This is a genomic window from Actinoplanes sp. NPDC051411 (assembly GCF_040682075.1).
Lineage (GTDB): Bacteria > Actinomycetota > Actinomycetes > Mycobacteriales > Micromonosporaceae > Actinoplanes.
In genome coordinates this window covers 46898-60767 of the sequence record NZ_JBFBAD010000039.1, presented here as the reverse complement: position 1 = coordinate 60767, position 13870 = coordinate 46898, and the positions used below count along the sequence as shown (strand labels likewise).

8 protein-coding genes are annotated in these 13870 nt (G+C 72.6%); 2 read left to right on the top strand and 6 right to left on the bottom strand.

The genetic code is table 11. From position 1 onward, the window contains the following. Window positions 1-18 precede the first annotated feature (18 nt). The 5 genes from AB0M88_RS22430 to AB0M88_RS22410 are packed head-to-tail and all read right to left on the bottom strand — an operon-like array spanning window position 19 to window position 7730. Window positions 19-1977, bottom strand: a complete 1959-nt coding sequence (locus AB0M88_RS22430) for a hypothetical protein (RefSeq protein WP_364105143.1) — start codon at window positions 1975-1977, stop codon at window positions 19-21. Beyond that, window positions 1952-3637 (bottom strand): hypothetical protein, encoded by a 1686-nt coding sequence (locus AB0M88_RS22425; RefSeq protein WP_364105141.1) that lies wholly within the window; start codon window positions 3635-3637, stop codon window positions 1952-1954. Before AB0M88_RS22425 ends, AB0M88_RS22430 begins: the two co-directional genes overlap by 26 nt. Further along, on the bottom strand, window positions 3627-4754 hold the full coding sequence (locus AB0M88_RS22420) for a hypothetical protein (RefSeq protein WP_364105139.1): 1128 nt from the start codon (window positions 4752-4754) through the stop codon (window positions 3627-3629). Before AB0M88_RS22420 ends, AB0M88_RS22425 begins: the two co-directional genes overlap by 11 nt. Then, a complete protein-coding gene (locus tag AB0M88_RS22415) occupies window positions 4751-6448 on the bottom strand; it encodes a CHAT domain-containing protein (RefSeq protein WP_364105137.1) in 1698 nt (565 codons plus the stop codon). Before AB0M88_RS22415 ends, AB0M88_RS22420 begins: the two co-directional genes overlap by 4 nt. Before the next feature lies 1 nt (window position 6449). After that, window positions 6450-7730, bottom strand: coding sequence for a CHAT domain-containing protein (locus AB0M88_RS22410; RefSeq protein WP_364105135.1), 1281 nt, complete (start codon window positions 7728-7730; stop codon window positions 6450-6452). 70 nt (window positions 7731-7800) lie between these two features. On the opposite strand from AB0M88_RS22410, the gene AB0M88_RS22405 reads away from it, so the two are divergent. After that, complete coding sequence (locus tag AB0M88_RS22405) at window positions 7801-10425, top strand: NACHT domain-containing protein (RefSeq protein ID WP_364105133.1); 2625 nt, start codon at window positions 7801-7803, stop codon at window positions 10423-10425. Window positions 10426-10427: 2 nt separating this feature from the next. Beyond that, on the top strand, window positions 10428-12785 hold the full coding sequence (locus AB0M88_RS22400; RefSeq protein WP_364105131.1) for a hypothetical protein: 2358 nt from the start codon (window positions 10428-10430) through the stop codon (window positions 12783-12785). Between the two features lie 2 nt (window positions 12786-12787). Here the strand turns inward: AB0M88_RS22400 and AB0M88_RS22395 are convergent, their stop codons facing one another. Beyond that, window positions 12788-13840, bottom strand: a complete 1053-nt coding sequence (locus AB0M88_RS22395; protein ID WP_364105129.1) for a PIN domain-containing protein — start codon at window positions 13838-13840, stop codon at window positions 12788-12790. Between the last annotated feature and the right edge of the window lie 30 nt (window positions 13841-13870).

Below are 13870 nucleotides of genomic sequence, written 5' to 3'. Positions count from 1 at the left end.
TGATGATCGACCGACTTTCTATCTCGATCGGAACCAGTCGCTGTGAAGGGCGCGGCTTCGCTCGAGGAGGGCCGTCGCTTCTGCGACGAGGCCGAGGTGCGAGAGCGCGAGGGTGGCGCCCGGCGGCAGGTGCTGGGCGTCACGCAGCCAGCCTTCGCGGTGGGAGCGGCTCTTCTGGGCCACGACCAGGCCGGTCGCGGTAGCGAGGCCGCGGAGGTAGCCCTCGGCGGCCGCGGCCCAGTCGGACCAACCGGCGGCGGCGTCGCCCCAGTTGCGGCCGGCCGATACTGCGGTGGCCGGGTCGGCCGTGACCGCTTCACGCCACGTGGACGCGAACTCCTCGAGGGCCGCAGCCCGTTCCGCCGGGACACCGGTGAGCCGGGCGCGTTCGGCGAGAGCCTGGGCGACATTGTGCCGGTGGCGGACCCTGACCGGGGCGTCGGGCGGCGTGGCGTCGAGCGCCGTCCGCATCAGATGCAGGACGGTGCCGGCCACGGTGGCGTCGTTCGGTGAGAGCGCGTGCAAGCAGCTGGCGAAGAGGGTGAGGCGTCCCGGCCGGACCGGTGCGGTAGTCCCGGTACGGAGCACCGCCTCCTCGGCGAACCGGGAGGCCGCCTCCAGGTCCTCCCGCGCGCCCCCAACCTTGTACAGCGCAAGAAGCGCCGTGGCCAGCGCGGCAGCTCGGTCCGCGCGCGAGGGCGCATACGGGTTCGTCGCCTCGTGCGCTCTACGCAGGTGGCCGACGGCGTCCCGCAAGTCGTCCTCGTCGCCGAGCCGATGTGCCCGCTCCCGCAGCGCATCGCCCAGGTTGCCCAGCCGCACTGCAAGCTGCGGCGAGGCCGGCGGTGTGGCGTCAACAGCCTCCTCGTACGCACGCACCAGCTCCTCGAGGTCGGCAACGTCACCGTAGGCGTCGTACCGCCGCGACAACGCGGTGCCGAGGTTGTTGAGCACGGCGGCCCGGCCGGCTCGGGGCAGTCGCGGCGCGAGCGACCGCGCCGCATCGACAGACGCCCGTTGTGCCGCGATGTCGTCAGGCAGCTCACCGTCGTACGCATCCAGCCGGGCGGCCAGTTCGCCGGCCTGCTCCCGGTCAGCGGGCATGCCGGTCAGGTCGTACCGGCGCGTCAGGGCTCCCGCCAGGTTGCCGACAGCGCTCGCCTCGTCGAGCGAGCCGGGCGGGCTCTCTTGCAAGGCCACCGCGAAGCAGTCGATCGCCCGGTCGAGGTCGTCACCGCCGAATGCCTCAAACCGCAGCCGTAGAGCCTCGCCCAGCACCGTCGAGGGGAACCGCTGCCTTGGTTCCAGCGAGGCGATCACCTCGTCGAGTGCGGAACCGTCTCCTGTGGCCCGGAACCTTTCGAGCCGGACGGCGCCGAGGTTGGCGCGCCTTAACAGCGAGTCGTGGGAGGCGAGCGCTTCGGTGTACGCCCGTTCCGCCGCGTCGAGAAGACCGGGCTCGTACGACTTCCGGTACGTGTCAAGGCGCAGGTGTCCCAGCTGTGTCCAGGCAAGCTCCCGGACCTCGCGGTTCGGTGCGCCGACGGCCGACTGGAGCAGGTCCTCGGCCTCGGCCGCGTCGGCCGGGACGCCACGCTCGGCGAGCGCTTGGGCGAGGTTGACTCTCGCGCGCCATCCCTCGGGCTCCGTGTCCGCCGCGTCGGCCGCCTGACGGTAGCAGTCAATAGCGCCGGCCTCGTGGCTGCGCAGCAGGGCATTCCCGCGCTCGATCAGCACAGCGGCCCGGCGTCGTCGCAACAGCCGCCAGTGCGCGGCCGTGCTCTGCACCAGTCGCTCCTTTCCCGTCTCAGCCCAGTGCCGCCGGAGCAGTACGAACGCCTCCCCGGCTCGCTCGCCGAGCAGTTCCGGGCGACGCACCAGCATTGCCTCGATCTCACCTGGCGTGCCGAGCTGCACGAACTCGATGATCAGCTGGAAGAGTCCGAGAGTCTCATCGGGGTCGGACGTCGCCACCACCGCCTTGACCAGTCAGTGCCTGCGACAGCAGCAAGCCGCGGCCGCGGTCCAGCCGCCCGACGGCTGTCTGCGCGTCTCCCACCTTCCACGACGCGTGTGCGGCCTCCACCGGCAGTCCACCGACCTCGCGCAGCCAATGTTCCCGGTGCCGTCGCGTCCGCTGTAGTCCGACAAGTTCCCCCATGGCGTCCTGGGCCCGCCCGTACGCCATCGCCGCCTCGGCCCAGTCGTCGCGGGAGGCGGCCCACCGGCCCCATTCGCGCGCCGCGCGCACAGCCCACAGTGGATCCCCGCCGTGCGGGGTCGTTGCCTCGGCGAAGAGCGCGCGGATGCGGTCCGGCGTGGGGTAGTCAGGATCGGCGACCAGCGCGACCGCGAGGTTGTTCAGGCGCATCACGTAACCCGTCTCACCGGCCGGTGTCTGGGCCACGACCGCCTCGAACACGGACGTCGCTCTCGATAGATCCGTGCGCCGACCCGTAGCCGTCCATCGGTACCAGTACACGCCGGCGCTGTTGGTCAGCACGCGGCGGCGCTCCAGCGGGTCGGCCAGGCCGTCGAGTGCCTCCCCGTAGTGTGCCGACGCCCGGTCGAGCCATGCGGGGTCACCGGTCATCGTGAACTCGTCCACCTCGAGGTTCGCGAGGTTATCTACGTAGAGATAACGCATGGCGGACGCACGAGCCTCGATCGCCTCGGTCAACGCGGCGCGTGCCTGGCTGAGGTCGGCGGGGTCCCGCCCACGGAGGAAGCGGGCTTCCAGGGCGGTGGCCAGGTCGTTGCGGGCCGCCTGCCCGTTCGGCAAGTCCGCCGGCAGCTCACCGGCCGCCTCGGTGAGCAGTGCGACGGCGGCGTCCAGGTCGGCGACGTCGCCGTACGCGTCGAAGCGGTCCAGATGGGCATTGCCCAGATCCAGCGGCGCCCTGAGCAGTTCGATCGCCTCGTCGAGCAGGCGGCGGTCGGGGCGCAGGTGGTGCAGCCGCACCAGGGCCCGGCCAAGGTTCGCCGCCCGGACCGGGTCGTCGTCGTCCAGCGCGACCGCGCGCCGCCCGTGTTCGACCGCAAGCTCAATGTCCTCGGGACGCCCGTACGCCCGATGGCGGAAGTAGTGATGCACCCCGAGCTGGTTCGCATACGTCGCCGCGTCGTGGCGCTCGACGGCCACGAACGCGGCGTCCGCCTCGTCCAGGTTCGTGGTGTCGCCGTCGTGCTCCCAGCGATGGTCGAGTCCTGCACCGAGCCAGACCAGCCGCTCGGCGGCATCGTCGGTGCCGGGCTCGGTGAGCTCGACGGCGAGGCGTGCTCCGTCGACGAACCGGTCCGACGAGAAGCCGCGATCGAGCAGGAACAGGGCCAGGCGCAGCGAGCGTGCCAGGTTGTCGAGGCAGATCGGCACCTCGGCATCCGAGCCGGTGCGGGCCGCCGCCGCCAGCAGCTCGATGGATCGGTCGAGCTCCGCGCTGTCATCGCTCTGCAGATAGGACAGGCGTAGGGCGAATCCGAGCCCGTTCAAATAGGCTGGGTCGGGCGGATCCGCCAGGTCGACCGCTCGGGCGTAATGGCGTACCGCCTCGCCGAGGCTCGCCGGATCGCCCGACTCCTCGAACAGGTCGTGCCAGGTCTCCCCCCGTTCGAAGGCGGCCTCAGCCTCATCCGTCATCGTCACCGTCCCAGGCCTCGGCCAACGCGGTCAGCAGAGCGGGCGACTCCCAGTAGACGGAGTGACTGAAGAGCGTCGCCGGATCGCCTTGGCGCAGCTCCACGTCCCGCGGCCGGCTGCCGTCGGCCAGCGTGAACAACGGCGCGGCGAGGAAGGCCAGAAGGTCGAAGCGCTCCCAGAGGTTCGTCCAACGCCGGATCGTGCCCGGCAAAGGCACGGGCTCTCCCGTGTACGCCGGCACTCCCGCGTCCGGCCGCCACAAATGCAGCAGCGACCAATGAGAGCCGAACGTGACCATCGACGCGGCGTGGACCGGGGCCTCGGCCGCAGTCGCGGCATCCAGGGCGATCACCGCGCCGAGGCTGTGCCCGACCAGGTGGACCGGGCGGACCGGGTCGAGGCCCGCGCCGGGACCGGCGACCTCGGCGATCCGCCGGCGCAGGCGGTCGAGCACCTCGCCGCGATGGCGCTGGTAGGACAGCAGGTCGCCGACGTTCAGCGCGACCGCTCGGGCAGCATGCCGGCGGGCCCACGACAGAAAGCGGGCGGCGGCGGCACCCAGGGTCGCGGCGGCTACCCGATCGGTCTGGCGCAGCACGGCGCCCGCGACCCGCCGGACATGCTCCGAGGAGCGCATCGGGTAACCGTCGTCGGCGCCGAGCAGCTCGAGGGTCGTGCTCGCGGTGACCGCACCGAGTTCGGCGAGCAGGCCGGCGTCCGTGAGGCCCCACAACCATTCGGGCGGGTCGTCCAGCCAGGCCTGGCGAATCGCCGCCGCCACGTCGGCCTCGTCGTACCGAAGCCCCTTACCGGGCCTGCGAACACCCACGAGGAACAGCTCAAGGGCGGGCGCGTCGGGCAGGTCCGCCGCGCCGCCGAGCGCGATCGCGGCCGGGTCGGTCTCGTCCGGCTCGGCGCCGCCGCGGACGGGCCGTCGCGGGGGCACATGGGGTACGACCAGAGGTACGTAGGTGTCGTCGGCGCCGAGATCGCCCCAGTAGACGGCGTGGATGTCGCCGCGGCCCGTCCGATCGGCGAGGTGGCGTACGCGGTTCTCGAACTCGCCCTCGTCGCGGTTGGCGATGCCGTGGACGACGAAGACGGGCGGCGCGGTCACGGGAGACCCCAGCGCACGACGGTGCCCGGGGTGGCGTAGACGGCGTACGCCAGGGGCGTCGGGTCGCCCGCCTCGTCGCCGGTCGCAAGCCGGGCCCGAAGCGTGGCCGTGCCGACGTCGTACGACGGCAGAAAGGCGTACAGGTGCTCGGCGAAGCGTGTCGCCGTGGCCGAGCGCACCGCCCAGGTGGAGCCAACGAACGCGCCGGCGCCCGCGCGTAGGAAGCCGCCGGCCCAGCCGTCCATCCTGGTCTCGGTCGCACCGCCGTCGGTGTCGCAGGCGTTGAAGAAGATCAGTGGGTGCCGCGGCGCCAGGGTCCGTCCGTGGATGGCCTGATTGAGGTGAATCCTGGAGAACCCACCGTCGTTCATGGCCACCTCGTCCCACCCATGCCGGATCAGCCGGTTGTGGCAGGCCAGGTGCAGCAGGTCGAAGTCGCCGGCGTCGACGGCCTGCACGACCTGGCGGACGTTGGCCATCGAGGGCCGGCGGTGGCGGACGCCGCCGCCGAGCACCATGTGCACCTGATCGATCTCCTCGTAGGTGCCGGGCGGGCTGTCGGCCGGGTGGACGTACGCGGCATCGCGCAGGTCGATTCGGCCCGGATACTGCTGGCCGGTGATCCGTCGCAGCACGGCGATCTTCTCGGCCAGGAATGCCTTGCCGATGCGACCGGGCGCCGGCAGCAGCAGCTCCCAGGGCAGGCGGTGGCGGTCGTCGGACAGGATCGTCAGCGTTCGCGCGCCCGCGAGCAGGTCCTCGAAGCGGCGCCGCACCGGAGCGGGCAACGCCTTGTCCCAGAGCTCGAGGCCGAGGTCGCACAACTCGTGGCGCGCCATCGCCGGGTCGGTGTGCCGGACGCCGGACGCGAGGCCCACCAGGAAGCGTCGCACCGCCTCGACCGTGTCGGTCGGCACGTGGGCGACCACGCCATCGGCTCGGTCACCGGCGTGCACGAGGCTGCAGCGGTAGCCGGCCTCGTGCGCGGCGATCCGCAGCGTCAACTGCCCCGGCGCCTCGTCCAGCGACGGGACTCCCGCGCTCTCGGCACGGAGAGCACCGCGGGCGGCACCGACCTCCGCGGCGACGGTCAGGTCGGCAACCGGCCGTCCCTCGACGAACGCGTAGATCGTGGCGGTCACCGGCCCGTCCGTCGCCCCGCCGCCGGGAACGTGCACGAGTTCGAACAGGTACCAGGGCGAGTCACCGTGCTCAGGCACCGAAACCTCATGGAAGTCCGGGCCGTAGACCTCCAGTCCCGGCGCGGCCGTGAGGAGCAGCGTGACCGTCACGCCCTCCGGCGGCACCGCGAACGGCTGGCACCGCGCCGACCGGTCACGCGCCTGCTCCGTTATCGCGACCCGGACCTGCACGCGGCCGCCCGGCGCCACACCGGCATTGCTCTCGGCGCTCAGGAAACGGGCCGGGATGCCTCGGTCACGCGTCGCTGCCATGAGCCGCTCGCGGATGCCGCTGTGGCCCAACGCGGCCCGTTGGGCGCGCCAGTGGTCCAGCTCGGGGTAGAGAGTCAAAGCCCGCCGCAACCGGCGCTGGGCCCGGGAGGAGTCCGCCGGCTCGGCCAGCGACTCGGTCAGCGCGGCGCCGATCTCGGCGGCATGCCAAGGATCGGCCACCACCTGCGGAAGCTCGGCCAGCAGCAGCTCGGCCAGCATTCGCAGGTCCCTCTCGTCCACATCAGGCTCCCGTATAGGACAACGCTGCCCAGACCTCTACACCCGACCACGGCCGCTCGTCGTGCACCTCCAACAGACGGTTCAGCAACGCGTCGCCGGCCCGCTCGGGCAGCCACGCCGCGCCCTCGTCCAGGGCCTTCTCCCACCGCTGCCGCAGCTCGCGCAACGTGGAGTCGCGCACTAGACGCTGGGCATCGCGCAGGGCCACCGCGGGCGGCCGCTCGGCGCTGAGACGGAAGAACTCGACGAGCACCACGGCGGTGGCCAGCTCGTCGCACTCCCACATCGAGGCGATCACGGCGGCGGCGCCAGCCTGCACGAGGCCGGTGGCCAGCGAGACCACCTCGTCGGGCAGGTCCAGGCCAACGGCCGCGGTGTCGCAGGCCGCGGCGATGGCGAGGCGAGCCGGCAGCCGCAGCCGCAGCACCTCGTCGAGGGTGACCATGCCGCCGGTGAGCTCGATTCGACTGCGCAGCGGCGCCGCTGGGTCGGCCTTGCCGTGGCAGCCGAGGAAGACCAGCTCGGCCGGTGGCAGACACCGGAATGCCTCCGGGGTGGCGTCGGCGCCGAACAACGGTGCCGGGCCCGCGGGAAAAGTCGCCTTGACCACATCGCCGAGCGTGCGCATCGCCGGCAACCGCATCGGCCCGGTGGCCTCCGGGTCGGCCACCACGACCGAGCCGACCATGTCAACGTCGGTCGCCGCCGCGAAGCAGGCGCTCAAGGCGCGAGCATTTGCGGTATACGTCCACACTGCCAGGTCCGCAGCATACCGGCGGCCGGCCGGGAGTCCCTCGTCCGGGGTCCATGCGGCGTGCAGCGGCAGCACACCGAGCAAGCCGCACGGCACCAACGCGAACGACTCTCCGGCCGGCCTCACGTCATCGATCAGCGGCCCCATGGCGACGTCCCACAGCCAGCCGGTCACCTGGTCGAGCTCGGCGGACCAGCGGCGCCAGGCCGCGTCGGCCGATTCGGCGTCCGCCCGGTCGAACGCGGCCCGCCACCGCCCCAACTCGTCGACCTTTTCCCGTAGGGCGCCCGCCCGCAGGCCGGGCAGGTCCAGCTCGCTGACAGCGCCGTCCCGGACGACCAGGGCCAGGCCGCCGGACTCCGCGGCGGCGAGATACACGATCGGGCGGTGCCGGGCGGCCGCGACCACGTCGGCGAAGCCCGGCTCGGCCACGAGCTCGGCGTTGCCGTCCACCGCGCGGATGTCCTCTACCACGGCCTCCAGCTGGGCCCGCGCCAGCTGGACGGCGTCCTCGTCAGGGGCCGACACCCTGGCAATGTTACCGAGGTCGATCTACTTCGGCTGGTCAACCGAACGGGCGACCGCCGATGATGGACAGGTGCGATGGCACCGAGCGAGCGACCTGGCCGCCTATCGGGGCGATCTGCTCCGCGCCGTCCGCCGGCAGTGGCGTATCGAGGAGACCCGCCGCCGGCTGGCCGACCCGACGCCGATCCCGGTGCGCTGGCGGCGCGTACCGGCCGGGCTCGCCGTGCAGGACCACGCGATCAACGTTTTCGGCGCCGCGGAACGCGACGCGGCGACTCCCGGCTCCGGCACGATCGACGACCTGGCCGCGCTGTTGCGTGGACTGCCGTCGATGCGTCTGGTCATTCTCGGTGAGCCCGGGGCGGGGAAGACCACGGCGGCGATCCGGCTGCTGCTCGATCTCACCGCCGAGCCACGCGCCGGTGAGCCGGTTCCGGTGCTCGTGTCCATCGGGTCATGGCAGCCGCACCGGCAGGACCTGCGTCGTTGGCTCGCGGGCGCGCTGGCCGCCGACTTCCCCGCACTCGGCTCGGCCACGACGGACGGCAGCACGATCGCGACCGCCCTGCTCGACGAGGGTTCGTTGCTGCCGATCATCGACGGGCTCGACGAGCTGCCGGCAGCGGCCCGCTCGACGGCGATCGTTGCGATCAACGCCGCGCTGCACCGGGGCGACTCCCTGGTGCTGACCTGCCGCACCTCCGAGTACGTGGCCGCGGTTGGAGACGCCGACACGGTCACCGCGGCGGCCGTGGTCCAGCTGCAGCCACTCGGCCTGCCGGCGCTGACGGCGTACCTGCCTCGGACGGCGAAGCCACGTCCCGACCTGAGCACGACCTGGGACGAGCCGCTCGCGACACTACGCCGGCAGGCCGACAGGCAGCTGCTGCGAGTGCTACGGACGCCGTTGATGACCAGTTTGGCCCGGGAAGCGTACAGCGACACGGGTGCCGACCCGGCGGAGCTGCTCGACGAGCAGCGCTTCGCCCGGGCCGAAGACATCGAGGCGCACCTGCTCGACCGCGCGCTTCCGACCGCGTACCGGGAAGCGGGTGACCGGGTCGCACGCTGGTTCGCCACTCTCGCGGGGATGCTCGACCGGGGCGGCACCTATGACGTGGCCTGGTGGCGGCTGTTCCGGTCCGGGTCGCGAGGGATCAACGCGGCCGCCGGCGCGGCGGTGGGCGCTGTGGCAGCCGCGGTGCTCAGCGCCGCGGCAGTGCCCCGCGCCTTGCTCGACGTGGCCTTCACCCTGGCCGCGGCCGCTGTCGGGGCTCTCATCGGCGTCCGCCAGCCCGCGACGCCTTCGACCGTCCGGCTGAGCCTGTCGGCCGGGCTGCGCCGATGGCGCCCGGGCGCGATGACGGCACGCCCGCGGCTCCGGATCGGCGCGGCGGGCTGGCTGGCCGGCCTCGTGGCCGTCGTCGTGCTCGTCGGCGTGCGGGCGGGCTGGACGGCGGCGCTCGTGGGCGCCGCCGCCGTCGGGGTGGTACGCGCCCTGGACGCTTGGCTCGATGTCCCGGCTGACCTCGGCGTCGTCGCCAGCCCGATATCATTGCTGCGCTCCGACCGCACCGCGGCTCTGACCCGTGCCGTGCTGCGCGGCGCCCTGCTCGGCACAGTGGCCGGCCTGCTGACCGGCCCCGAGCTGGCGGCGGCCGTGGGGGTCGCGGCCTTCGTCGCCAGCGCCGGGCTCACCGCGTGGTGGCGGTTCACCTTCGCGCGCCTGGCGTACGCACTGGCCGGCCGGCTTCCGTTCCGGCTCATGGCGTTCCTCGATGACGCCGCCGTTCGCGGCGTGCTGCGCCAGGTGGGCAGCGTCTACCAGTTCCGGCACGCGCGGTTGCAGGACCGGCTGGCCGGGCGCCGGCTGTCGGCGGACGACACGGCCGCCGTGCCACCGCTCGACGACGACGTTCCCGAATCTTCGACGCCCTTCCCTGCCACGGGTCCCGTAGTCGTGATCCTGACGGCCTTGGAGGTCGAGTACCAAGCGGTGGTCGCGCACCTGCTCGACGTGCGGACGGTGGTCCACGAGGCGGGCACCCTGTTCGAGGTCGGTATGCTGGCGGGCTGCTCGCGCCGAGTCGCTGTGGCGGTGGTGGGCGAGGGCAACCAGACGACGGCGGTCGTCACCGAGCGCGCCGCGGCACTCCTGCAGCCGGACGTCGTGCTGTTCTCGGGCATAGCAGGCGCGCTGCAGGGCGACATCCAGTTGGGGGACGTGGTCGTCGGCACCCGCGTGTACTCGTATCACAGTGGCAAGGCAACCTCGGACGGCTTCGCCGCCCGGCCCCGGGCGTGGGACGCACCGCACCGGTTGGAGCAGCGAGCGCGCCACGTCAGCCGTAACGGCGGCTGGCATCGGCTGCTGCCCGATCCGGCCCGGCCGCCGGTCGTCCATTTCAAGCCCATCGCGGCCGGCGAGGTGGTGCTGGCGGACCGCGACTCGGCGCACGCCGCGCTGCTGCGCCGGCATTACGACGACGCCGCGGTCGTCGAGATGGAGAGCGCCGGACTGGCCCGCGCCGCCCACCTCCGCGGCGACCTGCCCGCGTTGGTCATCCGAGGGGTGAGCGACCGGGCAGACGAAGGCAAGACGGCGGCCGACCGGGCCGGTTGGCAGCGCACCGCTGCCGCCAACGCGGCCGCGTTCGCACTCGGCCTCGTCATCGAGTTACCCGCGGAGGTGTGATGATGTCCATCGCCGAGCTGCTGGCGCTCTGGTTCAACACCCCGACGTGGGCGGAATCGCAGAACTTCCTGCTCGCCCACCCCGAGCTGTGCACCAGTGACGGCGAGCAGGTCCTGCGCGAACAACTGGCCGTGCAGCGGGACCCGGCACTGATCGGCGTTCTCGACGATCACCTCGCTCTGCTGGGTCGCTGCCGCGCCAAGGGCGTCCCCGCCGCGTACGGGTGGTGGACCGCCCTCATCGCCGAGGCACGCCGGTACGAAGCCGAGGCGGCCGGGTCCGAGCGTCGGTACGAGTCCGACAATGACCTCAACGCGCTCGACACCGCGGTACTCGCCCGACAGCGTCTGGCCGGCTTATCGTTCGGCTCCCAGCGGCGAGCGGAGGCCGGGCACGCCATCGCCCGCATCTTGCTCGAGCGCTACCGCGTGGGAAGCCGCCCCGACGACCTGACGAGTGCCGTCGCCGCCGCCGAGGCGGCGCTGGCTCTGCCGGTGACCCGGCCGTTCCGCTGGGCCGACCTGGTCGTACAGCTCGGTCGCGCTCTCTGCCTGGAGGCCGGCGACGGGATCGACCGCGGCATCGCCCTGACCACCGGCCTGCTCGGACGGGTCGCGCCCGACTCCACCGCGGTTCCCGCCCTGCTCACCGGCTTGGCTCAGCTGCTGCACGCCCGGCACGGCCAGACCGGCGACCCGACCGACCTGGACCGGGCCCTAACGGCGCTCGACCAGGCCGGCGCGATCAGTCGCCGCCTGCGAGACCAGCTTCCCGCCATCCTCGAACTCACAGCGGCAGCACGACTCGCGCGGTTCCAGGAGATCCACGAGGAGCAAGACCTGGAGACGGCGATCGCGACGTACGAGGAGGCGCTCGCGGGCGCCGGGCCGGGCCGGCCGCAGATCCTGGCGAACCTCGCCGGCGCGCTCCTGCTGCGCGTCGAGCTGCGCCCGGACGACGCTGATCTCGCCCGCGCGATCGCGCTCCTCACCGAGGCCGCCGGGCCGGGCCGTCCGGCCGTACAGAGCCGGCTCGCGTCAGCCTGGTTCAGCCGGTACGAGCTGAGCAACGACGCCTCCATGCTGGACCGCGCCGTGGATCACGGCGAGGTGGCGGTGCGCCGCTCGCCGACCGACGCGGCCGACCACCCGTCCCACCTGGTCACGCTCGCACACGCACTCCGTGCCCGCTCGGCACACACGAGTAATCTTCAGGAGGCCGGCCGGGCCGTCGACCTCTACCGTGAGGCGCTGACGCTGACACCCCAGGCCTCACCACGCCGGCGCGATCGCGAGACTTCCCTGGGCGGTGCGCTGGTGAGCCGTTACCAGCTCGGGGGCGCCGAGACGGATCTCGACGAAGCGCAGCTCATGCTCGACATGGCGATCGGCCACGGGCCGGCCGCAGTCGCCGCGCTCTCCAACTTGGCCGGCGGCTACTGGACCCGGTACGAGCGCGGCGGCGACCTCCAGGCCCTCGACCATGCCGCCGCGCTCTTCCACCGCGCGGCGCAACTCAGCCCCGAAGGTTCGACCGCTCGGCTGCGCTGTCTCAGCAACGAGGCCGCCGCGCTCGGGGCCCGCGCGCGCCACACCGGCTCGGATGCCGACGTCGATGCCGCTCTGCACCGCCTGCGCGAGGCGTGGACCATCGCGCCGCCGGCCGGACCCGACCGCGCGACGGTGGCGTCGAACCTCGGCAACGCCCTGCGTACGCGGGCCGAACGCACTGGTGATGCCGGGCTGCTCGACGAGGCCGTAGGCGTGCTCGAGGCCGCCCTCAGCTCGGGAGCGGAACCGCTCGCCCAGGCCACGCTGCACAGCAATCTCGGCACCGCGCTGGCCGCCCGGCACGACGCCGCGACCGCCGTCGAACACCTTCGGCAGGCACTCTCGCTGACACCGCCGGGCTCGCCGGCTATGACCGACCGCCTTCTGCAGCTCGGGCTGGCCCTCGGCGAGGCGGGTATGCCCGAGGGACGCCGGATGCTGCGCGAGGCCTACCGCGAGGGCGCCGAGCGGGACACCGCCGCGGCGCTTCACGCCGCATACGCCCTGGGTCGTTGGGCGGAGCGTGACGACGACCGAGATCTGGCGGCCGAGGCGTACGGCGCCGGCGTCGGCCTCGCCCGTCGGTTGTACGAGACACAGGTTCTGCGCAGCCACAAGGAGTCCTGGCTGCGCGACACGGCCGACCTGCCCGTCCGTGCCGCGAAGGCGTACCTGCGTACGGCCTCGCCGGACCCGGAGGCGGCGGTGACGGCCCTCGAGCGAGGGCGGGCACTACTGCTCCTCTCCGCCCTCACCGGCCGACGCCTCGAGCCTCGATCGCCATCCGAGGCCGACCGTACGGGCGGGTGATGTCAGCCGCGGGACTCGGCGGTCAGCAGGTAATCGTCGTTGTCGGGGCTCCACTTGAGGCCGACCGCGCCGCTGGTCGCCGCGGCCTTGCAGAACTGGAGGAAGCTGCGGTAGCCGAGCTTCTTCTCGCTGAAGTCGGGCACCACCTTGCGGACCTTGTTCTTCAGGCCGCTGAGCGCCACCGCGCCGTCCCGGCCGGCCAGGTCGAAGACGACGCTGCGGAGGAGGGCGAACGCCCGTTCCCGGTCGCCGTGCTCGGGCAGGGTGACGTCGGGGTCGCCCTTGGCCGAGCCGGCGGTCAGCTCGACGACGTTGCGGCCGGCGAGGAAGCGCAGCAGTTCGCCGAACGCCCGGAAGCCGTAGTCGGCCTCGTTGAAGGTCGGGTCCTTGCGCAGCAGGGTCCGCTTCAGGGTCGACGCGGTGACCGGGCCGCTGGAACTCGTCTGCAGGCCGGCCACGGTCTGGGCGACCAAGGCGGAGAGGGTGTCGACGTCGCGGACGGGCGGCTCCTCCTCGACCTCCGGCTCCGGCGGCGGCACCTGGGCCGGGCGTTCGCGCCGGGGCCGAGCCGGCGGCACGTCGACGCCTTCCAGCCGGTCGTAGTAGAGGAATTCGTCGCAGGCCGGCGGCAGCAGCGCGGACGTCGACTTCTCCACGCCGACCCCGATGACCCGCTTGTTCAGTTCGCGAAGCTTGTGGACCAGCGGGGTGAAGTCGCTGTCGCCCGTGCACAGCACGAAGGTCGAGATGTACGAGCGCTCGAACGCGGTCTCGAGCGCGTCGACGACCATCTTGATGTCGGCGGCGTTCTTGCGTGACGCGCCGAGCCGCTGCGGCATGTCGATGAGTTCGACGTGCGCCCGGGTGAGCATGCGGCGGTCCTCGTCGAAGTACGACCAGTCGGCGTACGCCCGGCGGACCACGACTCGGCCCCGCTCGGCGAGCGCGTCGGATATCGGCCTCAGCTCGAAGGAGGCGCCGCCGAGATGCTCGCGCGCGCTGATCGCCAGGTTCTCGTAGTCGATGAACAGTGCGATGCGCTCGTCATGATCCACGCAGCTCAGCGTAGCGGTATTGACTTCCCA